This window comes from Pseudonocardia sp. MH-G8 (assembly GCF_002262885.1).
GTDB lineage: Bacteria > Actinomycetota > Actinomycetes > Mycobacteriales > Pseudonocardiaceae > Pseudonocardia.
In genome coordinates this window covers 852689-874320 of record NZ_NKYF01000001.1, presented here as the reverse complement: position 1 = coordinate 874320, position 21632 = coordinate 852689, and the positions used below count along the sequence as shown (strand labels likewise).

Annotated in this window: 17 protein-coding genes; 10 read left to right on the top strand and 7 right to left on the bottom strand. The window is 76.1% G+C overall.

Annotation, left to right across the window (positions count from 1 at the left end; translation table 11 throughout):
- Window positions 1-6 precede the first annotated feature (6 nt).
- A complete protein-coding gene (locus CFP66_RS04100) occupies window positions 7-1173 on the top strand; it encodes a uroporphyrinogen-III synthase (protein ID WP_233159122.1) in 1167 nt (388 codons plus the stop codon).
- A complete protein-coding gene (locus tag CFP66_RS04095) occupies window positions 1170-1910 on the top strand; it encodes a sirohydrochlorin chelatase (protein ID WP_233159121.1) in 741 nt (246 codons plus the stop codon). The genes CFP66_RS04100 and CFP66_RS04095 overlap by 4 nt, the downstream gene beginning before the upstream one ends.
- Window positions 1911-2083: 173 nt before the next feature.
- Here CFP66_RS04095 and CFP66_RS04090 read toward each other — a convergent pair whose 3' ends face one another.
- On the bottom strand, window positions 2084-2419 hold the full coding sequence (locus CFP66_RS04090; protein ID WP_198961230.1) for an MGMT family protein: 336 nt from the start codon (window positions 2417-2419) through the stop codon (window positions 2084-2086).
- Between the two features lie 123 nt (window positions 2420-2542).
- On the opposite strand from CFP66_RS04090, the gene CFP66_RS04085 reads away from it, so the two are divergent.
- From CFP66_RS04085 to CFP66_RS04060, 5 genes are all read left to right on the top strand, one after another.
- A complete protein-coding gene (locus tag CFP66_RS04085) occupies window positions 2543-6109 on the top strand; it encodes an ATP-dependent helicase (RefSeq protein ID WP_369804952.1) in 3567 nt (1188 codons plus the stop codon).
- A 174-nt stretch (window positions 6110-6283) separates the two neighbouring features.
- The gene (locus CFP66_RS04080; protein ID WP_094920430.1) at window positions 6284-7144 is read left to right on the top strand and encodes a family 16 glycosylhydrolase; all 861 of its coding nucleotides are present in this window, start codon (window positions 6284-6286) and stop codon (window positions 7142-7144) included.
- 35 nt (window positions 7145-7179) lie between these two features.
- Complete coding sequence (locus tag CFP66_RS04075; RefSeq protein ID WP_094920428.1) at window positions 7180-10479, top strand: ATP-dependent DNA helicase; 3300 nt, start codon at window positions 7180-7182, stop codon at window positions 10477-10479.
- Window positions 10480-10620: 141 nt separating this feature from the next.
- Entirely contained in the window at window positions 10621-11064 is a 444-nt protein-coding gene (locus CFP66_RS04070) for an Hsp20/alpha crystallin family protein (RefSeq protein ID WP_094920427.1), read from the top strand.
- Between the two features lie 384 nt (window positions 11065-11448).
- Window positions 11449-11868, top strand: a complete 420-nt coding sequence (locus tag CFP66_RS04060) for a MerR family transcriptional regulator (RefSeq protein WP_369804951.1) — start codon at window positions 11449-11451, stop codon at window positions 11866-11868.
- Between the two features lies 1 nt (window position 11869).
- On the opposite strand, the gene CFP66_RS04055 is transcribed toward CFP66_RS04060, so the two are convergent.
- Window positions 11870-12403 carry a DUF1697 domain-containing protein gene (locus CFP66_RS04055; protein WP_094920424.1) on the bottom strand — a complete coding sequence of 178 codons (534 nt, stop codon included), beginning with the start codon at window positions 12401-12403 and terminating at the stop codon, window positions 11870-11872.
- 32 nt (window positions 12404-12435) lie between these two features.
- Between CFP66_RS04055 and CFP66_RS04050 the strand changes: the two genes are divergently transcribed.
- Both CFP66_RS04050 and CFP66_RS04045 read left to right on the top strand, forming a co-directional pair.
- Window positions 12436-13551 (top strand): saccharopine dehydrogenase NADP-binding domain-containing protein, encoded by a 1116-nt coding sequence (locus CFP66_RS04050; protein WP_094920422.1) that lies wholly within the window; start codon window positions 12436-12438, stop codon window positions 13549-13551.
- A gap of 130 nt (window positions 13552-13681) precedes the next feature.
- Entirely contained in the window at window positions 13682-14680 is a 999-nt protein-coding gene (locus CFP66_RS04045; protein WP_094921501.1) for a TrkA family potassium uptake protein, read from the top strand.
- 4 nt (window positions 14681-14684) lie between these two features.
- On the opposite strand, the gene CFP66_RS04040 is transcribed toward CFP66_RS04045, so the two are convergent.
- Both CFP66_RS04040 and CFP66_RS04035 read right to left on the bottom strand, forming a co-directional pair.
- Window positions 14685-16100 (bottom strand): HAMP domain-containing sensor histidine kinase, encoded by a 1416-nt coding sequence (locus CFP66_RS04040; protein ID WP_094920421.1) that lies wholly within the window; start codon window positions 16098-16100, stop codon window positions 14685-14687.
- Window positions 16097-16783: a response regulator transcription factor gene (locus tag CFP66_RS04035; RefSeq protein ID WP_094920419.1), complete on the bottom strand. Its 687-nt coding sequence runs from the start codon at window positions 16781-16783 to the stop codon at window positions 16097-16099. The genes CFP66_RS04040 and CFP66_RS04035 overlap by 4 nt, the downstream gene beginning before the upstream one ends.
- A gap of 126 nt (window positions 16784-16909) precedes the next feature.
- Between CFP66_RS04035 and CFP66_RS04030 the strand changes: the two genes are divergently transcribed.
- Window positions 16910-17686 (top strand): hypothetical protein, encoded by a 777-nt coding sequence (locus CFP66_RS04030; RefSeq protein ID WP_094920418.1) that lies wholly within the window; start codon window positions 16910-16912, stop codon window positions 17684-17686.
- Window positions 17687-17806: 120 nt separating this feature from the next.
- Here the strand turns inward: CFP66_RS04030 and CFP66_RS04025 are convergent, their stop codons facing one another.
- The 3 genes from CFP66_RS04025 to xylA are packed head-to-tail and all read right to left on the bottom strand — an operon-like array spanning window position 17807 to window position 21628.
- Window positions 17807-19024 carry an ROK family transcriptional regulator gene (locus CFP66_RS04025; RefSeq protein ID WP_233159120.1) on the bottom strand — a complete coding sequence of 406 codons (1218 nt, stop codon included), beginning with the start codon at window positions 19022-19024 and terminating at the stop codon, window positions 17807-17809.
- Window positions 19021-20421, bottom strand: coding sequence for a xylulokinase (locus CFP66_RS04020; RefSeq protein ID WP_094920415.1), 1401 nt, complete (start codon window positions 20419-20421; stop codon window positions 19021-19023). The genes CFP66_RS04025 and CFP66_RS04020 overlap by 4 nt, the downstream gene beginning before the upstream one ends.
- 22 nt (window positions 20422-20443) lie before the next feature.
- Window positions 20444-21628, bottom strand: a complete 1185-nt coding sequence (xylA, locus tag CFP66_RS04015) for a xylose isomerase (protein ID WP_094920413.1) — start codon at window positions 21626-21628, stop codon at window positions 20444-20446.
- Between the last annotated feature and the right edge of the window lie 4 nt (window positions 21629-21632).

The window sequence follows — 21632 nt, the reverse complement described above, 5'->3', positions numbered from 1 at the left end:
GCCGCTGTGACCACCTCATCCGCCCCCGCCGCCGCGGTGCCGCCCCTGGCCGGGTTCACCGTCGGCGTCACCGCCGCGCGCCGGGCCGAGGAGCTCGCCACGATGCTCGAGCGCCGCGGCGCAGTCGTGCAGCAGGGCACCGCCCTGCGGATCGTCCCGGTCGCCGACGACACCGAGCTCGCCGACGCCACCCGCGCGCTCGTCGCCCGCCCGCCGGACATCACGGTGGCCACCACGGGTCACGGGTTCCGCGGGTGGGTCGAGGCCGCCGACGGGTGGGGGATCGGCGAGGACCTGCTCGCGGCGCTCGGCGCCGGGGAGTTGCTCGCCCGCGGCCCGAAGGCGCGGGGGGCGATCCGGGCGTCCGGTCTGGTGGACGCCTGGTCACCGGAGTCGGAGTCGTCGGCCGAGGTGCTGGACCACCTGCTGGAGCGGGGCGTCGACGGTCTGCGGATCGCGGTGCAGCTGCACGGCGACCCGCTGCCCGACGTCGTGGAGGCGCTGACGGTGGCGGGCGCCGAGGTGGTCGAGGTGCCGGTCTACCGCTGGTTGCCGCCCGCCGACCTCGGCCCGTTGGACCGGCTGATCGACGCCACCGTCTGCGGGGGGATCGACGTCCTCGCCTTCACCAGCGCGCCGGCCGCCGCGAGCCTGCTCGCGCGCTGCGCCGAGCGCGGGATGCGGGAGCTGGTGCTGGAGGCCTTGCGCGGGCCGGTGCTCGCGTTGTGCGTCGGGCCGGTCACCGCGGCCCCGCTGGAGGACGTGGGCGTGCCGACCCTGCAGCCGCAGCGTTCCCGGTTGGGGGCGATGGTGCGCCACCTGGAGGCGGAGCTGCCGCGGCGCGCGCGCCGGCTGCCGGTCGCGGGGCACGTGCTGGAGGTGCGCGGGCACGCCGTGCTCGTGGACGGGGAGCTGCGCACCGTGCCACCCGCGGGGATGGCCCTGCTGCGGGCGCTCGTCCGGCGGCCCGGCCGGGTCGTCTCCCGCGCCGACCTCCTGCGGTCCCTGCCCGGCGGGAGCGGCGACGAGCACGCCGTCGAGACCGCGATGGCCCGCCTGCGCGGCGCGCTCGGCCGGCCGGCGCTCGTGCAGACCGTCGTGAAGCGCGGGTACCGGCTGGCGCTCGACCCCGTTGTGGAGCCGGCGGGCGCGAACTGCGGGCGGGACCGGTGAACCGCCCGGGTCCGATGAACCTGCTGCTCGTCGCGCACGGCACGCGCGACCCGGCCGGCTCCGTCGTCACCGAGCGGGTGGCCGCGCGGGCGCAGCGACTGCTGGGCGTACCCGTGCGGGCCTGCTACGCCGACGTCCGTGGACCGACCCCGGCCGACGCCCTCGCCGAGCTGCCCGGGCCGACCGTGGCGGTGCCCGCGTTCCTCGCCGCCGGCTACCACGTGCGCGCCGACGTCCCCGAGCAGCTGCGGGCCACGGGCCGGCGCGATGTCGTGCTCGCCGAGGCGTTCGGGCCCGACCCCCTGCTCGTCGCGGCCGCCGCGCAACGGCTGGCCGATGCCGGTGCCCGCCCGGACGACGCCGTGGTGTTCGCCGTCGCCGCCTCCAGCGACCCGCACGCCCGCCTCGACGGCGCCCGCGCCGCCCGGCGCCTCGGCAGGTTGCTGGGGCGGCCGGTCACGCCGGCGCAGATCGTGCTCGGCGACCCGGCCGCTGCGCGCGGGCCCGGGCACCCACACCGGTCCGGTGTCGCCGACGTGGTGGCCCGGCTGCGCGCGGAGGGGGCACAACGGGTGGTCGTGGCGTCGTGGCTGCTCGCGCCGGGGCTGTTCCAGCGCAACCTGGAACGCGGAGGCGCGGACGCCGTGGGCGCCCCGCTCTCCGACCACCCCGCGGTGCTCGACGTGCTGGGCGCGCGTTACGCGGACGCCCTCGCCGCGCACGCCCGCTCGGCCTGAGACGCGCATCGCGGACCCGGGACGCTCCGAGGCGAGGTGACCGTCGGGTGTGGCCGGGTGCCGGCTACACCGTCGGCAGCGCCCTGTGGACGGAGGGCAGCTCGACTTCGCAACGATCGTCCGAGATCGAGGTGAGCGCCCTCGCCGGGGCGGATCGCTGGATCTCGCAACGATCAACTGCCGTCGCGGGCCGTGGGTGCGCCGTCCTCGACCTCCGTGGGCAGAGCAGCTCGCGCACGGATCGGCCTGGGGAGGCGGCCGTCCACCATGAGGACACCCTCGGCCCGCAGCCGGGCGCTCTGCTCGGCCGCGAGGTGCGGGGCGCAGCTGCCGTCGGCGCGCAGGACGCGGTGCCAGGGCAGGTCGTGGCCGTCCTCGGCGAGGATCCGGCCCACGAGCCGGGGCGAGCGCAGCCCGGTGCGCTCGGCGATCTCCCCGTAGGTGGCGGTCTCGCCCGCCGGGACCGCCCGCACCGCCGCCCGCACCTGCTCCACGGTCTCCTCGTCCACGTCGCCAGCCTGCCAGGACGACCCCGGATCCGACGGATGCGGGCGCCCCGCCGGGGTGCGTCGCCGGGTCGGGTCGGGTGCGCCGGCGGCGGAGTTGTCGGGGTGGCGTGGTTGCATCGGTCCGTGCTCCGCACCGACGTCCGTCCCGATCGCGCCGCGCTGGCGCCCGGGCTCGTGCGCAGACCGCGCACGGCGTCCGGCGAGCCGGAGTGGGATCCGGCCGCCCGGCGGGTGCTGGAGCACCGGAGCGGGCCGCTGCGCGTGGTCGGTGGGCCGGGCACGGGCAAGACCAGCGTGCTGCTGGCCGCCGTGGCACGGCGGATCCGCGCGGGTGAGGACCCGGCGCACACGCTGGTGCTCGTGGGGAGCAGGCGCGCGGCGGGGGAGCTGCGCGAGCGGCTGGTCGACACGGCCCACGAGCCGGGCGTCGGGCGCACGATGCGCGAGCCGCTCGTCCGCACCGTGCATTCCTACGCGTTCGGTGTGCTGCGGCTGCACGCTGCGCGCCACGGCGACCCGCCCCCGCGCCTGCTCGCCGGTGCCGAGCAGGACGCGGTGGTGCGCGACCTGCTCGCCGGCGAGCTCTGCGGGCCCGAGCACGGCGGGGTGCCCGATTCCGGGTGGAGCGATCGCCTGCGACCGGCGCTGGGGATGCCCGGCTTCGCCGCCGAGCTGCGCGAGTTGCTGCTGCGCGCGGGGGAACGCGGCCTGGGGCCGGAGGAGCTCGCGGAGCTGGGGCGCCGCCACGAGGTGCCGGAGTGGCGGGCGGCAGGCCGGTTCTTCCGCAGCTACGAGCAGGTGATCCTGCTGCGCGGCGCGGCAGGCAGGGGCGCGCCGCAGGCCACGGCCCCGGCCCTGGACGCCGCCGAGCTCGTGGCGGCCGCGCTCGACGCGCTCGCCGCAGATCGCGATCTGCTCGACGCGGAGCGCGCGCGGGTCCGCCACCTCGTCGTCGACGACGCGCAGGACCTCGATCCGCAGCAGATGGAGCTCGTGCGGGCACTCGGCGCCACGGCGCAGACCGTCCTGCTCGCCGGCGACCCCGACCAGGCCGTGCTGAACTTCCGCGGCGCCGATCCCGAGGGCTTGCGCGCCGTCGAGGCCGAGACGGTGGTGCTCCCGGTCGACCACCGCAGCGCCCCCGCGGTCCGCGCCGCGGTCACCCGCCTCGCGGCCCGGCTCCCCGGCACCGGGCCGGGGCGACGGCGCGCCGCACCAGGGCACGCGAGCCCGCCTCCCGCGGACCCACCTCCCGACGACCCGCCTCCCGACGACCTCCGTCCCGATGATCTGGAGCTCGACGTCCTGGGCTCCGAGCACCGGAGCCCTGACGGCCCGGGGACGTCCGCCGCGACACGGGTGCAGCCAGCGCGCGACTCGCGGGCACGGGCCCCCCGGGCCGGAGAGGCGGGTGAGGCGGGTGAGGCGGGTGACGCCGAACCCGGTGCCGGAACCGGCGGCTCGGTGCAGGTGAAGGTGTTCGGGTCGGCCGCGCAGGAGGCCGGGTGGGTGGCCGACCAGCTCCGCCGTGCCCACCTCACGCAGGGGGTGCCGTGGTCGCGGATGGCGGTGCTGGCGCGGTCCGCCCGTCGCTCGCTGCCCACGCTGCGCCGCGCGCTCCTGGCGGCCGGGGTGCCCATCGCCGCGCCCACCGACGAGCTGCCGCTGGCCCGCAGGCCCGCCGTCGTCCCGCTCCTGATGGTGCTGCGCTGCGCCGCCCGGCCTGATGATCTGGACGCCGACGCCGCGAACGCGCTGCTGACCTCCCCCCTCGGGTCCGCGGATCCGATGCGGCTGCGGCGGCTGCGGCGGGGGCTGCTCCGGTTGCACGCCGTCACCCGGGCGGCTCCGGACGACGACGCGGAGGCCGAACGCTCCGGCAGCGATCCGCTGCTCGTGGAGGCGCTGCGCGCCGCCGCGCTGGGCCGCCCGGACCCACTGGTGGCGCTGCCCCCGCACGAGACCGCGCCGCTGCGCCGGGTGGGCACGCTGCTCGCCGTCGCGGGCGACGCGATCCGCGACGGGGAGAGCGCCGAGGAGGTGCTGTGGCGCGTCTGGCAGGCGTGCGGGCTCGGCCCGCGGCTGCGCGACGGGAGCGCACGCGGTGGCCCGATGGGGGCGGCCGCCGACCGGGACCTCGACGCCGTGCTCGCGCTGTTCGACGCGGCCGCGCGCTACGCCGACCGGCTGCCCGGGGCGGCGGTCGCGAGCTTCACCGAGTACATCTCCGACCAGCAGCTGCCGGGGGAGTCGATGGCGCCGCGCGCCCCGCAGGGCGAGGCCGTGGCCCTGCTCACCGCCCATGCGGCCCGCGGGCGCGAGTGGGACGTGGTCGCCGTGCCGGGTGTGCAGGAGGGCAGCTGGCCGGATCTGCGCCTGCGCGGCAGCCTGCTGGGCAACGAGCGGCTCGTCGACCTGGTGGCGGGGGTGGCCGAACCCGTCGGGGCCACCGTGTCCCGGGTGGCGCCGTTGCTGGCCGAGGAGCGGCGCCTGTTCTACGTGGCGTGCTCGCGGGCCCGGCACACGCTGATGGTCAGCGCCGTGCAGGGGGAGGACGAGCAGCCGTCCCGCTTCCTCGACGAGCTCGATCCGGTGGCCGCCACGAGCGCCGACCGCCCGGTCTTCCGGCCGGGTCGCTCGCTGGTGCTCGCCGAGCTCGTCGGGGAGCTGCGCCGGTCGATCTGCGCGCCGGCGGCGCCGGACGATCCGCGGTGCGAGGAGCGCAGGCGCCGGGCCGCGGTGCAGCTGGCCAGGCTGGCCGAGGCGGGCGTGCCGGGCGCCCACCCCGACGACTGGTACGGGCTGGCCCCGCTCTCCACCGAGGTGCCGCTGCGCGCACCCGGCGAGGTCGTGCCGGTCTCGCCGTCGGACGTGGAGAAGATCGTGCGTTGCCCGCTGCGGTGGGTGCTGGAGCGCCACGGGGGCGGTGACGTGGGTGCGCTCGCGGCCGTCACCGGATCGTTGGTGCATGCGCTGGTGCAGGCCGAGGCGGCGGGTGCGGAACGCGCCGAGCTGGAGCAGGCGTTGCGGTCGGCGTGGTCCCGGCTGGACGCAGGCGCTCCCTGGTTCGGCCGCCGCGAGCTGGAGCGGGTGCGCGGGATGCTGGCGGCGTTCGAGGGATGGGTGCGTTCGAGCCGGGCCGAAGGGCTGCGGCTGGTGGCGGTCGAGCAGCCGGTGCAGGTCGACATCGTGGGCGACGAGCCGGGCGATGCTCCGGGCCACGAGCCGGGCGCCGAGGGCGAGCGGATCCCGAGCGGGCCGTGGCTGCGCCTGCGGGGGCGCGTCGACCGGCTCGAGGTCGACGCGCAGGGGCGTCCGGTCGTCGTCGACGTCAAGACCGGCAAGACGGCGGTCAGCGCTCGGGCCGCCGCCGAGCACCCCCAGCTCGCCGTCTACCAGCTCGCGGCGGCCCTCGGCGCGTTCGGGAAGCTGCTGGAGCCGGGGGCTCAGCCCGGGGGTGCCCGGCTGGTGTACCTCGCCGACCAGAAGTCGGGAGGGCAGGCCAAGGAGCCGGTTCAGCCCCCGCTGGGCGAGGAGGAGCTGGCGGGCTGGCGGGAGGTCCTGCTGCAGTGCGCCGAGGAGACGTCGGAGGCCCAGTTCGTGGCCCGCGTCGGTCCCGACTGCGACCGGTGCCCCGTGCGCACGAGCTGCCCGCTGAGCGAATCGGGCCGACCGGTGCCCGACGCGTAGCCCCGGCGGGGCAACATCCTGCTCCTGTCGGCGTCACTCTTGGTGCGGGCTCATCACCGGATCGGGCGATCGCGCTCCTCGGGAGGGCGTTCTGTCCGTTCCGGTGCCCGGTACGGTCACGGTGCACACCGGCGCTCCCCGCGCTCCCTCCGGTGTGCGGTACGAGGAGGCAGAATGTCCCGGTTCCCGGGCCGGCTGCGGTCGGTGATGGTCTGTGCAGCACTACTGCTCGCAGCGGGCTGTGCCGGGGCACCCGGGTCGGGTACGGCGCCACCGGACCTGCTGCAGGCGCTGCCGGCGCCGGCGCCGCCGCCCACGGAGGTGCCCAGGACCGCGGCGCCCAGCGAGGGATCCACGAACGGCGCATCCAGCACGAGCACCTCGGGTGTCGACTGGAAGCCGGTCGCCACCGACGACTTCGAGGGGTCCACGCTCGGGCGGTCGTGGGACCCGTACAACAGCGTGGGCGGCTTCGGCAACGGGTACCGCCGCCCCTCGGCGATCTCCGTCGAGGACGGCATGCTGCGGATCACCGCCCGCGGCGACATATCCGGAGGCATGCGGCACGAGCGCGACCAGCTGTACGGCCGTTGGGAGTTCCGGGCCCGGACGGAGAAGGGGCGCGGCCGCGGCGCGGCCATCCTGCTCTGGCCCGAGACCGAGAACAAGGACGACGGCGAGCTGGACATGATGGAGGTGCCCCACGAGGACCGGAACGAGGCGCACTTCGTCATCCACTTCTCGTCCGAGAACAAGCAGGCCGGCACGAAGGTCACCGGCGACTTCAGCCAGTGGCACACCTTCGCCATGGACTGGCTGCCCGACCGGCTCGTCTGGTACGTCGACGGGGTCAAGCAGTTCGAGACCAGCGACCGCAACGTGATCCCGAAGGTGCCGATGCACATGACGATCCAGCTCGACGTGGGTCCTTACCGGGAGTGGATCCCCGCCCCGGACGAGACCACGCCCGAAGAGGTCAGCCTGGAGTTCGACTGGGTGCGGATCTACTCCGCGCCGCGGGAAGCACGGCGCTGACCCCCGTCCCCCGCGTGCTGCGGTAGAACTGCGCCGTGGACCTGACGCCGAGCGCACTCGCCACCGCGCTCGGCCTGCCGCCCCCCACACCGGAGCAGGCGGCCGTGATCGCCGCGCCCCCGCGGCCGGCGCTCGTGGTCGCCGGCGCGGGTGCGGGCAAGACCGAGACGATGGCGGCGCGCGTCGTCTGGCTCGTCGCCACCGGCCGGGTGCTGCCCGAGCAGGTCCTGGGCCTGACGTTCACGCGCAAGGCCGCCCAGCAGCTCGGCTCGCGGGTGCGGGCTCGGCTGCGCCGTCTCGCGGGTACCCGGTTGCTCGACGAGCTGGACCCGAGCGGCCGCCGGCGCGCGGAGGTCCTCGCCGGCGAGCCCACGGTCGCCACCTACCACGCCTACGCCGGGCGGCTCGTCTCCGAGCACGCGCTGCGGCTGCCGGCCGAGCCGGCCGCCCGGTTGCTGGGGCAGACCGCGGCCTGGCAGCTCGCCCACCGCGTCGTCACGACGTGGGCTGACGACCTCGACGTCGACCTCGTGCCTGCCACGGTCACCGAACGGTTGCTCGCGCTGGCCGGCGAGCTGGGTGAGCACCTCGTCGAGCCGGAGGCGGTGCGCCGGCACGCCGAGGCGCTCGTCGCCGTCCTGGACGCCGCGCCGCCGGGCAAGCGCCAGCGCGCCGAGCCGTCGCAGACCTACAAGCGGTGGATGGGTGCCCAGCGCCAGCGCGCGGCGCTGCTGCCGCTGGTCGAGGCGTTCGCCGCCCGCAAGCGCGCGGAGCGGACCGTCGACTTCGGCGACCAGCTGGCGATCGCCGCGCGCGTGGCTGCCGAGCACCCGGAGGTCGGTGAGACCGAGCGCGCCACCTACCGTGCGGTGCTGCTCGACGAGTACCAGGACACCGGTCACGCGCAGCGGGTGCTGCTGCGCGCGCTGTTCGGCACTCCGCCGGGGGAGCCGGTCCGGGAGGGTGGTCCGGCCGTCACCGCCGTCGGCGACCCCAGCCAGTCGATCTACGGCTGGCGCGGGGCGAGCGCCGGCAACCTCGCCCGTTTCCGCACCGACTTCCCCGATGCGCGAGGTGCGCCCGCCGCCGAGTACGGCCTGCTCACCAGCTTCCGCAACCCTCCCGAGGTGCTGGCGCTCGCCAACGCCGCGTCCGCGCCGCTGCGCAGCGCTCCCGGGGCGGTCGGCGTGGGTGAGCTGCGGGCCGGGCCCGGCACCGGCGCGGGGGTCGTGCGCGTGGCGCTGCTGCCCGACATCGCCGCCGAGATCGACTGGATGGCCGACGGGATCGCCGAGCGCTGGGCGCAGGCGCCCGACGAGCCGCCGACCTCGGCGGTGCTGGTGCGCCGCCGCGCCGACATGGATGCCGTGGCGACCGCGCTGCGCGCCCGAGGCCTGCCGGTGGAGGTCGTCGGTCTCGGCGGGCTGGTGGACACGCCGGAGGTCCGCGACCTGGTCAGCGCCCTGCGGTTGGTGGCCGACCCGCTCGCCGGGCCTGCCGCCGTCCGGCTGCTCACGGGGGCGCGGTGGCGGCTCGGCGTCGCCGACCTGGCCGCGCTGTGGCAGCGTGCCCGCGAGATCGTGCCGGCGCTGCCGCCGCAGACGGGGCCGCTCTCCCCGGCGGAGCTGGCGCACGGCGCACTGCCCGGCGAGCAGGCCGAGCAGGCGGGCCTCGTCGACGCGCTCGACGACCCGGGTGAGCCGGAGCGGTACTCCGAGCGGGGCTTCGCGCGGATCACGCGGCTGGCGCGGGAGCTGGGCCGGCTGCGTTTGCGGGCGTCGGCGCCCCTGACCGACCTGGTGGCCGACGCGGAGCGGATGCTGCTCCTGGACGCGGAGAGCGTGGCGCGCCCCGGCCCCGTCGGTCGGGCGCACCTGGACGCGTTCGCCGACGTCGTGGCCGATTTCGCGGCGGGTGCCGAGGTGGCGACGCTGCCCGCGCTGCTGGACTACCTGGAGACCGCCGAGCGTGCCGAGGACGGGCTCACCCCCGGCGAGGTCGAGGTCGCGCCCGACCGCGTGCAGGTCCTGACGGTGCACGCCGCGAAGGGTCTGGAGTGGGAGGTCGTGGCGGTGCCGCACCTGGTCACGCAGGTGTTCCCGGGACGCAAGATCAGCGGGACCTGGTTGACCAACCCCGCCGAGCTGCCCGTGGCGCTGCGGGGCGACGCCGACGACCTGCCCGTGCTCGACCTGCCCGCCGAGGGGGACCGCAAGCAGCTGGAGGACGCGCTCAAGGCCCACTCCGAGGCGCTCGACGAGCGGCGGCTCGCCGAGGAACGGCGCCTGTTCTACGTGGCGCTCACGCGGTCCGAGCGCGTGCTGCTGGCGTCCGGGCACCGGTGGGCCGCGTCGGGGGAGCGGCCGAGAGCGCCTTCGGAGTTCCTGGTCGAGGTCGCGGCCGTCCACGGCGCCGAGCAGTGGGCGCCGGAGCCCGAGGCCGACGCCGTGAACCCGGCGACGGTCTCCCAGCCCACCGCGTCGTGGCCCACCGACCCGCTCGGCGAGCGTTCCCCGCACGTGCACGCGGGTGCGGAGCTGGTGCGCACCGCGATGCACGAGCTGGCCGCGCGGCGCGCGGCGCGGGCCGAGGAGGCCGAGCCGGGGGACCAGCTCGAGCTGCTGGGCGAGGAACCGCCGGAGGATCCCGAGCAGGACGATCCCGAGGGGTGGGCGGCCGACGTGGACGTGCTGCTCGCCGAGCGGGCGGCGGCACGCGCCCGGCCTGCGGTGGCGCTGCCGGCGCAGCTGTCGGTGGTCCAGCTGGTGGAGCTCGCCGCCGACCCGGCCGCGCTGGCCGCACGGCTGCGCCGGCCGATGCCGTTGCCGCCCGACCCGCACGCGCGGCGCGGCACCGCCTTCCATGCGTGGCTGGAGCAGCGGTTCGGGGCGGCCCAGCTGCTCGACCTCGACGAGCTGCCCGGGGCCGCCGACGAGGGCGCCGCCTCCGACGACGCGCTCGAGGAGCTGCAGGCGGCGTTCCTCGCGAGCGAGTGGGCCGACCGGCGGCCGGTCGAGGTGGAGGTGCCGTTCGAGACGGTCGTCGCCGGGGTGGGCGTGCGCGGGCGCATGGACGCCGTGTTCGCCGACCCGGACGGCGGTTGGACCGTGGTGGACTGGAAGACCGGCGCGCTGCCCGAGGCCGCACGGGTGCCCGCCCTCGCCGTCCAGCTCGCGGCCTACCGGCTGGCATGGGCGGAGCTCGCGGGCTGCGAACCCGAGCAGGTGCGGGCGGCGTTCCACTACGTCCGCCGCGGGGTGACGCTGCGCCCGGCCGACCTGCTCGACGCGGACGGCCTGCGCGACCTGCTGGCGTCCGTGCCGCAGGCGCACTGACGGCTGGAGCGATACAGGAAGTTTCGCCCTTGCGCGGCGGAAAACCTCTAGTGCAAACTAGAGATATCCGAGGCGAGGGTTTGAAGCTCAAGGCTCGGAGTGCATCGCGACCGTTGTCGAACCAGGAAGGAGTGGCTGGCGATGCTGATGCGTACCGACCCGTTCCGCGAGATCGACCGTCTCGCGCAGCAGGCATTCGGCGCCGCATCCGGGACGTGGTCGCGTCCGGCGGCCATGCCCATGGACGCTTACCGGCACGGCGACGAGTTCGTCGTCGAGTTCGACCTGCCCGGGGTCGACCCCACCGCGATCGAGCTGTCCGTCGAGCGGAACGTGCTGACCGTCAGGGCCGAGCGCCGCCCGTCGTTGCGCGACGAGAACGTGGAGATGCAGGTCTCGGAGCGGCCGCTGGGCGTGTACTCGCGGCAGCTGTTCCTCGGCGAGAGCCTGGACACCGAGCACGTCCACGCCGACTACCGCGCCGGCGTGCTGACCCTGCGCATCCCGGTCGCCGAGAAGGCCAAGCCGCGCACGATCGCGGTCTCCTCGGCCGACGACGCCGACCGTCGCGAGATCAGCGCCTGAGGGTCGCGGCACCAGCCGACCGCCGCGAACCACTGGTAGAGGTTGACCCGGACGCGATGGCTGGCGCGTTCCGATACGTGAGGTGCACCGTGATCGTCGACGACCGTTCCGATCCCACCACCAGCACGCCGCGGCCGACCGCCGCCGGCTCCGACGGGACGGAGGCGGATCCGGACATCCACCGGGTGTTGGACTGCCTCTACGGAGACGACCCCGACGACCGGCCGGGAGCGGACGGCGTCGCGGGCGCTGCCGGTCGTCGACGATCCCGGGGCGCCGGGCTCGTCGACGCGACGAGGAGGTCGAGAACAACGGACCACGATTCGACCACGGGAGGTGGATGAGCACACTGGAGACGATCCGATCAGGAACGGAAGAAGCGCGGTGACCCACAACCTCGGCAGGCTGGACGACGAGGACTACCCCTCGGTCACGATGGGACAGGCCGCGGAGCTCCTCGACGTCCAGCCTGCCTTCCTGCGCAGCCTCGACACCTCCGGCGTGCTGCACCCGTACCGCACCGGCGGCGGCCACCGCCGCTACTCACGCCGCCAGCTCGCCCTCGCCGCCCGGCTGCGGGAGCTGCTCGACGCCGGGCACCCCCTGGCCTCCGCACACGCCATCAGCGGGCTCGAGGAGCAGCTCCACACCAGCGACGCGCTGCGCAGGCAGGCCGACGACGAGCTCGAGGACGCGCGGGCCGACCTGCGCGACCGCGACGTCGACCTGCGCCGGACCCGTGCCGCGCTGCACGACGCCCGCCGGCAGATCGACGACCTGCACAGGCGTCCCGACCCGTCGTGACCTACAGCAGACCGGCGAGCCTGGTGAGCGTGTTCCAGTTCCGCGCGGTGACGTCGGCGTGCAGGTGCTGCGTGATGTACGGACCGACGTCGGGCGCGGCCATCAGGCCGTCGGGGCACCACTGGTAGACCGCGCGGTCGCCGACGCGGGCGCGCTCCGGGTCCTGCGGTACCGGCGGGTGGCCGGCCACCAGCGCGGGATCCACCGGCGAGACGTACACGTAGGCCATCATCCGCGAGCCGTTGTCGGCGACGTCTGCGAACGGGTGGCCCTCGACGACCGCGCGCAGCTCCTCGGCGGAGAGGACGGCGCAGCGCACGTCCATGCCGAGCCGGTCGCGGATCGCCGCCTCGATGCGGGCGGCGTGCCCGGCGGTATCGGTGTCGTCACCGGTGAGTACCACGTTGCCGCTGTTGAGGTGGGTCCGCACCTCGCGGTAGCCGAGGTCGGTCAGCAGGGCGCGCAGGTCGGCCATCGCGACGCGCTTGGCGCGTCCCACGTTGATCCCGCGCAGGAGCACCGCGTATCGCGCCACGGCGGGGAGCGTACGCGCTAGCGTGCCCGGTCATGAGCGGGCGGATCGTGTTGTTCGGCGCCACCGGGTACACCGGTGGGCGCACCGCCGAGGCGATGGTGGCCCGCGGGCTGCGCCCGGTGCTGGCCGGCCGCGACCCGGACCGGCTGCGCGCGCTGTCGCAGCGTCTCGGTGGCCTGGACACGGCCGGCGCGACGGTCAGCGACGAGGAGTCGGTCGCCGCGCTCGTCGGGCCGGGTGACGTGCTGGTCAGCACGGTCGGGCCGTTCGTCACGCTGGGGGCGCCGGCCGTGGCGGCCGCGGTCCGCGCCGGTGCGGTGTACCTCGACTCCACCGGCGAGCCGCCATTCATCCGTGCCGTGCACGAGCGGTGGGGGTCCGCCGCGCAGCGGTCCGGCGCCGCGCTGCTCCCGGCGTTCGGCAACGACTACGTGCCGGGTGTGCTCGCCGGGGCGCTCGCGCTGCGCGCAGCGGGGGAGGGCGCGGCGGGCGGGGGTGCCGACCGCGTCGACGTCGGCTACTTCCTCACCGGTCTCGGTGGTGGCAGGCCGTTCTCCCGAGGCACGCTGCGCTCGCTGGCGGGTACGGCCACGACCCCGCTCTACGCGTGGCGTGACGGCGCGCTGCGCTCCGAGCCCGCAGGGGCCCGGATGCGCACGTTCGACGTCGCCGGGCTGCCGCGGGCGGGCGTCACGATCGGGGCGAGCGAGCAGTTCGCGCTGCCCCGCATCGCGCCCGGCCTGCGCACCGTGGACGTCTACCTCGGCTGGTTCGGCCGCGCGAGCGGCGCGGTGCACGCGGGTTCACGGGTGGCTCCGCTGCTGGCCCGCATCCCGGCAGGCGCCGTGACCGCCGTGGTCGACGTGGTCACGCGCCGCCTCGCCCCCGACCCGGGCACGGACGCGCTCACCCGCGCCCGGTCGCACTTCGTCGCCGAGGTGTTCGACGCCACCGGCACGCTGCTCGCCCGCACCCGGCTGACCGCACCTGAGCCCTACGCGATCACCGCCGACCTGCTCGCCTGGGGCGCCGGGCGGGCCGCGGAGCAGGGCGTGCAGGGCACCGGTGCGCTCGACGCCGTGGCCGCGTTCGGCCTCGACGCGCTCGTGGCGGGTGCGGCCGAGGCCGGGATCGTCGCGGACGACTGACGGTCACCGGCACCGCCGGTCGCCGCGCGGAGGCCGGGACCCGGCGGCTACTCTCCCGCCCGTGGTGACGGATCACCGGCGGACGACCCGCCGGCCGCTCGCCGACCCCTCGCTGGTCGGTCTCATCCGCATGCCCGAGACCGGTGCCAGTCCCGCGATCGCCCTGCTGAGACGCGTGTTCACCGCGTTCTCCGCGCTGGCCGCCGCCGCGATCGTCGTGTGGCTCAGCGGCGACGGGTACGTCGACAACAACAGCGACACCCCGATCTCGCTCGGCGACGCGTTCTACTACGCCACGGTGTCGCTCTCGACCACCGGCTACGGCGACATCGTGCCCGTCACGCCGGAAGCCCGGCTGCTGACCACGATCGTCATCACGCCGCTGCGGCTGCTGTTCCTCATCGTGCTGGTCGGGACCACGGTGGAGCTGCTCACCGAGCGCTCCCGGCAAGCCGTTCGCATCGACCGCTGGAGCCGTCACGTGCGCAACCACACCATCGTCGTCGGGTACGGCACGAAGGGGCGGGCCGCCGTCGAGACGCTGCTGGGCGACGGTGCCGAACCTTCGGACATCGTCGTCGTCGACACCGACCGCACCCAGCTCGACGCCGCGTCCGCGCTCGGGCTGGTGACCGTCACGGGCAACGCCACGCGCTCCAGCGTGCTGCGGATCGCCGGCTTGGCGCAGGCGTCCGCCATCGTCGTCGCCACCAACCGTGACGACACCGCGGTGCTGGTCACGCTCACCGCGCGGGAGCTCGCCCCGGACGTCCGCATCGTCGCCTCGGTGCGGGAGTCGGAGAACGTGCACCTGCTGCGCCAGTCCGGCGCCAACTCGGTGATCGTCTCGGCGGAGACGGCCGGCCGGCTGCTGGGCATGGCGACCACCACGCCGAGCGTCGTCGAGGTGGTGGAGGACCTGCTCACCCCCGACGCGGGCTTCGCGATCAGCGAGCGGTCGGTGGAGGAGTCCGAGGTCGGGGGCTCGCCGCGGCACCTGGCCGACATCGTGCTCGGCGTGGTGCGCGGCGAGGACCTGTTCCGCGTGGACGCCTCCGCCGTCGACGCCCTCGAGCGCGGCGACCGGCTGCTCTACATCCGCAAGGTCACGCTGCCCGACGAGGATTGAAGGCTCACGGGGCCCGAAGGGCCAGTTCGAACGCCGCGCCGCGCCCGGACGGCGGGTCAACGCACCGCAGGTCACCGCCGTGGGCGCGCGCGATGCCCCGGGCGATCGCGAGCCCGAGCCCGGCGCCGCCGTCCCCGCCGCGGGCCTCGTCGAGGCGGACGAGCCGGTCGAAGATCCGCTCGCGGTCCTGCGGCGGCACGCCCGGGCCGTCGTCGGCCACGAGCACGGTGGCCGGGTGGCCCGCGGAGACGGTGACGGTGACCGCCCCCGGGCCTGCGTGGCGGCGGGCGTTGTCGAGCAGGTTGCCGAGTACCTGGGCGAGCCGGGACGCGTCGCCGGGCACCGTCACCGGCTCGCCCCGGACCTCCACCCGCTGGTCGGGCGCCAGCAGCTGGGCGCGTTCGGCCTCGGCGCGGGCGAGCTCCCACAGGTCGACGGGCTCGTGGCGCAGCTCGAGGCCTGCGTCCAGGCGTGCGAGCACCAGCAGGTCGTCCACGAGCCGGCCGGCACGGCGGCTCTCCCGCAGCAGCAGCAGGTGCAGCCGCTCGCGTTCCTCCGGCGCCATGTCGGGCGCCATCGCCGCCTCCGCGACGGCCTGCACGCCCGCGATCGGGGTGCGCAGCTCGTGGGCGGCGTCGGCGACGAACCGCCGTGTCCGGGCCTCCTCCGCCCGTGCGGTGGCCTCGGCGCCCTCCAGCTCGTCGAGCATGGCGTCGAACGCCGCGGCCGTGCGCCCCAGCTCGGTGTCGGCGCGGGTGGGGGACAGGCGCCGCCCGCGGTTCCCGCCCGTGATCGAGCGGGCCAGCCCGGTCATCGTGTCCAGGGGTGCGAGCGCCACGCGCGTGGTGAGCAGCATGACGATCCCGGCCACCGCCAGCGCCGCGAGGCTCAGCACGAACAGCGTGCGGCGCAGCAGCTGCTGGGCACCGCTCACCGGGCCGCCGCTGGCCGTCAGCGTGAGCTGTGAGCCGTCGGCCAGCGGCTGGGCGAGCACCTGGGCGTCCTCGCCGCCCGGCGAGTCGTCGTCCCCCCGATCGTCGCCCCGGTCGTCGTCCCACCAGCCGTCGTCGTGCGCGCCCGCGGGCGGTGCGCCGCGCCACGGCGGCCCTGACCAGCGGTCGTCGTCGTCCGGGTCGCCCTCGTAGAGGGTGCCGTCGGGCGCGACGACCTCCGCGCGGATCCCCGGCGCCTCCACCCGACGGGCCACCTCCGCAGCCGGCGCCCCCTGCGCCACGAGCTGGCCCGCGAGCGCCGCGCGCACGTCGAGCTGCTCGCGCAGCTCGTTGCGGATCTGCGCGCTGAACACGACGTCGGTCAGGACCCCGACCGCCAGCAGCACGGCGGCGAGCACGGTGAGGCTGAGCACCGTCACGCGGCGGCGCAGCGACACCGTCCGCAGCGACGTCCGGGGCGCCGTCACGCCGGCGCCTCCTCGCCGTCGGCGCGCAGCACGTACCCGAGCCCGCGCACGGTGTGCACGAGCCGCGGCTCCCCGAGCTTGCGACGCAGCGCCGAGACGTGCACCTCCACCAGGTTCGGGTCGTAGTCGGTGTACCCCCACACCCGGGTGAGGATCTGCCCCTTGCTGACGACGCGGCCGCGCTGCGCGGCGAGGTAGTCCAGCAGCCGCAGCTCGGTGGCCGTGAGTTCCACCGGTGCCCCGCCGCGCAGCACGGTGCCCGCCGCGGCGTCGACGACCAGGTCGCCCACCTCCACGGTGGAGGGCGTACGGCCCATCCGGCGCAGCACCGCCGTCACCCGCGCGACGAGCTCGGCCAGCGCGAACGGCTTCACCACGTAGTCGTCGGCGCCGCCGTGCAGGCCCCGCAGCCGGTCGTCGACGGCGTCGCGGGCGGTCAGCATCACCACGCCGGCGTCGCTGTGCCTGCGCACCACCTCGAGCAGGGCGAACCCGTCACGGCCGGGCAGCATCACGTCGAGCACCACCAGGTCCGGGCGGAACGTCGCGAGGTCGTCCTCGAGGCCGCGGCCGTCGACGCGCCCGGCGGCGCCGAAGCCGGCCTCGGTGAGGCCGGCGACCACGCCGGAGCGGATCGCCTCGGCGTCCTCCACCACCAGCACGCGCGCGGTCACACCACCCATTCTCCCGGTGCCCGCCCCACCCCGCCTGAAGATCGGCTGAAGGTGTCGGCGGGCTTCAGCCCGCCTTCAGGATGGCGGCGCAACGTCGGTGGGGACGAGACACCGCACACCCCCGAGGGAGCAGCGATGAGCAGCACCGAACCCCCCACGACCGAACCGCCCACCACCCAGACCTCGAAGCGCCGTCCCTGGCGCTCCCGGCTGCGCAGCCGCGGCGCCGTGGTCACCGCCGTCGTGGCCGCCCTGGTGGTGATCGCCGGCGTCACCGCCGCCGTCCTGTGGCCCCACGACGACCGCGACCGCTTCGGACCGGGCTTCGACCGCGCCGGCTGGTCCGGGCCGATGGGCGAGCACGGCCGGTGGGGCGAGGGCGGCCCGGGCCGGTGGGGCGACGACGACCGGGGCGACCGGGGTGACTGGGGCGACCGGGGCGGCGACCGCGACGACGATGACGCCCCGGGCCCCCGCGTCTTCGGCTTCGGCGACGACCCGGTGATCACCGGCACGGTCGCGTCGGTGGCCGACGGCTCGATCGTCGTCAACGTCGACGCCGCCGGCCCGCGCACCCTGCGCACCGACGGGGACACCGAGGTCGGCGGCCCGTCCAACGCCGCGCTGGGCGACCTGCAGGCCGGTGAGCGCGTGGTGGTCGAGGTCGAGGGCACCGGCGACGCCGCCACCGCGGACTCGATCTGGACGCCGCAGGCGAGCGTCACCGGCACGGTCACGGCGCTCGCCGGCACCACCGCGACCGTGACCTCGGTCGAGGGCCTCACCGTCACGGCCGACGTGACCGCGCTGTCCCAGAAGCCGGTCGTCGGCGACGTCGTGGTGCTCACCGGCACCGCCGACGCCTCCTCGATCCGCGCGGACGGCATCCGGGTCCTGCCCCGGGCCTCCTGACCGGCCCCGACACCGTTGCGGCCCGGCCCGGCGCACGGTCGCCGGACGTGGTGCACCCCTCCACCACGTCCGGCGGTCGTGCCCGGGGCCGGGCCGTGATCGTGGAACGGTGCGAGTGCGCTACAGCGACGTACCTGCCGCCCCCACACCGTTCCCGGCGAGCACGGCCCCCGGGTCCGCGAGCACCTCCTGCACCACCGTGGTGGCCGCGCCGCGCAGGGCGGCGTCCGGGCCGAGGGTGGAGAAGCGCACGTCGACGCGGGAGCGGGAGAAGACCCGGGCGTCCAGCTCGGCGCGCACGGCGTCGAGCAGCAGGGGGCCGCAGCGGGGGTAGGCGCCGCCCAGCACCACGGCAGGAACGTCGAGCAGGTGCACCGCCCCGGCGAGCGCGATGCCGAGCGCGCGGCCCGCGGCGCGGACGGCGTCGGGGTGCGTCGCGACGAGCGCGTCCAGGTCGGGGGCGTTCGCGCGGTCCAGCAGTGCCTCCAGGCCGGCGACGGTCTCCAGGCAGCCGCGGCCGCCGCAGTGGCAGGCCCGCCCGTCCGGCTCGACGACGACGTGGCCGATCTCGCCGGCCCGCCCGCCCGCACCGGCGAACAGCGTGCCGTCCAGGAGGACGCCGGCGCCGACGCCGATCCCGCCGGAGACGACGACGGCGTCCGGCGGGCCGCCCGCCCACCGTTCGGCGAGCGCGGCGAGGTCGGCCTCGTTGCCCGGGCGGACCGGGAGGCCACCGAGCCGGGAGCGCAGGGCCTCGCCGACGGCCACGTCGACCCAGCGGGGCAGGTTGGGGGCGCGCTCGAGCACCCCATCGGCGGTGACGACGCCCGGCAGCGCCACGGTCGCGCCGGCGATCGGGAGCCGGGCCTGTGCCACGACCTCGCGGGCGAGGGCGGCGACCGTGGCGAGGCCTGCGTCGGGTGCGTCGTCACGGTGGTCGGACCGGGCTGTGCGCTGCGCACGGACCGTGCCGGTGAGGTCGACGACGCAGGCGCCGACGGCGTCGACGCCCACCTCCAGGCCGAGCCCGGCGGGCCCGCGCGGGTCGAGCTGCAGCGGGCTGGCCGGGCGGCCCGGCCCGCCGCGGGCGGCGGCGAGCTCGCTGACGAGACCGGCCCCGATCAGCTCCTCGACCAGCGACGACACGGTCCCGCGCGTGAGCCCGGTGCGGGCCGCGACCCCGGCCCGCGACAGCGGCTGCGGCCCGGCGACCTCCCCGAGGACCAGCGCGAGGTTGTGCCGCCGGACCGTGTGCTGCCCGGCCGACCGCCGACGAACGGCACTCTCGTTGGTACCTAGCCGACGAGAGTGCCGTTCGTTGCTTTCGTGTGCGGTCACCCGAGCCGCGGGGCCGTCAGGTCGCGGACCTGCGCGTACCGCTCGCGGACACCCGGCGTCGGGTCGGCGTCGAACACCTCGGTGTCCGCTGCCGCCCATTCCGGCGGCGCCTCGGCGCCGGAGAGCACCCACGCGGCTTGTCGGGCGGCGCCGTCGGCCACGAACTCGCCGGGTGTCGGGCGCAGCACCGGCCTGCCGAACACCGCGGGTGCGATGCGCGCCACCGCGTCCGAGCGGGCCGCGCCCCCGATCAGCAGCACCCGCCGTACCGGTACCCCGGCCGCGACCAGCGCGTCGAGGGCGTCGGCGAGCCCGCACAGCATCCCCTCGACGGTGGCCCGCGCGAGGTGGGCCGGGGCGGAGGTCGCCAGGGTCATCCCGTGCAGGGCACCGGTCGACTCGGGCCGGTTGGGGGTGCGCTCGCCCTCCAGGTACGGCACGAGCGCGAGCCCGTCGGCGCCGGCGGGTGCCGACAGCGCGAGCCGCGAGAGCTCCGCGTGGTCGACGCCGAGGATCCGCGTGGCGGCGTCGAGCACCCGCGCAGCGTTCAGCGTGACCACGATCGGCAGGTGCTCCCCGGTGGCGGACGCGAACCCGGCGATGATGCCGGTCTCGTCCGCGGTCGGTGTCGGGCTGACCGCCGACACCACACCGGAGGTGCCCAGCGACACCACCACGTCCCCGGGGCCGGCGCCGAGCCCGAGCGCGGCCCCGGCGTTGTCGCCCGTGCCCGGCCCGAGCAGCGTGCCGTCCGGGGTCCGCCCGGCTGCCTCCGCCGGTCCGAGCACGCGCGGCAGCGCCACGTCGGACCGGCCGAACGCCCGCTCGAGCAGGTCGAGCCGGTACTCCCCGGTGACGCCGGAGAAGTAGCCGGTGCCGCTGGCGTCGGAACGGTCGGTCACCAGGTCGGCGAGCGAGCCGGTGGCGCGCAGCTTCCAGGTGAGCCAATCGTGCGGCAAGCAGACCGCGGCCGTGGCGCCGGCGTGCCCGGGCTCGTGCCGCGCGAGCCACCGCAGCTTGGTGGCGGTGATCGAGGCCACCGGGAGCGTGCCGACGGCCTCGGCCCACTCCCGCGCGCCCAGCTCGGCGACCAGGTCGGCGGCCGCGTCCGCGGAGCGGGTGTCGTTCCACAGCAGCGCGGGACGGACCACCTCGCCCGCCGCGTCCAGGCAGACCATCCCGTGCTGCTGCCCGGACACGGACATGGCCGCAACGCCGTCGAGCCCGCCCGCGTCGGCGAGCGCTGCCTGCAGCGCGTCCCACCAGGCGGCGGGGTCGACCTCCGTACCGTCGGGGTGCTTCGCGATCCCCGACCGGACCAGGGCGCCGGTCTCGGCGTCCCGGATCACGACCGTGCACGACTGGGTCGACGAGTCGACCCCCGCCACCAGCGTCATCGGGCGTCCTCGCTGCATCGGCTCACCGTGCGCCCATCAGGTGTTCCACCGCCAGCTGCCCCAGCCGCACGAACCCGTAGCCGCGCTCGCCCGCCTTGTCGGCGTCGTAGTCCTCGAAGGCGGAGCGGTCGGCCTTGAGGTCGGCGATCGTCTCGCCGGGGTTCAGCGTGGGCTTGGCCAGGTCGGCCACGCCGGAGACGGCCAGCGCCTCGGCGACCTCCGGGTCGGCGCGGAACGCCGCGGCGCGCTCCTTGAGGATCAGGTAGGTGCTCATGTTGGCCGCGGCGGACGCCCAGACGCCGTCGACGTCCTCGGTGCGCAGCGGCTTGTAGTCGAAGTGGCGCGGGCCGTCGTAGCGGGGGCCTCCGCCCGGCGCGCCGTTCTCCAGCAGGTCCACCGTGGAGAACGCGTTGAGCAGGTCGCCGTGACCGAAGATCAGGTCCTGGTCGTACTTGATGCCGCGCTGCCCGTTCAGGTCGATGTGGAACAGCTTGTCGGCCCACAGCGCCTGCGCGATGCCCGCGGTGTAGTTCAGCCCGGCCATCTGCTCGTGGCCGACCTCCGGGTTGATGCCGACGATGTCGCCGTGCTCCAGCTCGGCGATGAACGCCAGGGCGTGACCCGCGGTGGGCAGCAGGATGTCGCCGCGGGGCTCGTTCGGCTTCGGCTCGATGGCGAAGCGGATGCCGTAGTTCTGGTCCTTGACGTACGCGGCGAGCAGGTCGATGCCCTCGCGGTAGCGGTCGAGCGCGGCGGCGACGTCCTTGCCGGAGTCGACCTCGGCGCCCTCGCGCCCGCCCCAGAACACGTACGTGGTGGCGCCGAGCTCGGCGGCCAGGTCGAGGTTGCGGATCACCTTGCGCAGCGCGAAGCGGCGCACGCCGCGGTCGTTGCTGGTGAACCCGCCGTCCTTGAAGACGGGGTGGTTGAACAGGTTCGTGGTCATCGTCGGGACCACGAGGCCGGTCTCGGCCAGCGCGGCCTTGAAGCGGGCGATGATCCGGTCGCGTTCGGCGGCGTCGGAACCGAACGGGATGAGGTCGTCGTCGTGGAAGGTCACGCCCCACGCGCCGAGCTCGGACAGCCGGTGCACCGACTCGACGGGGTCGAGCGCCGGCCGGGTCGCGTCACCGAACGGGTCGCGCGCGGGCCAGCCGACGGTCCAGAGTCCGAAGGCGAACCGGTCCTCGCGGGTGGGCTGCGGCATCGTG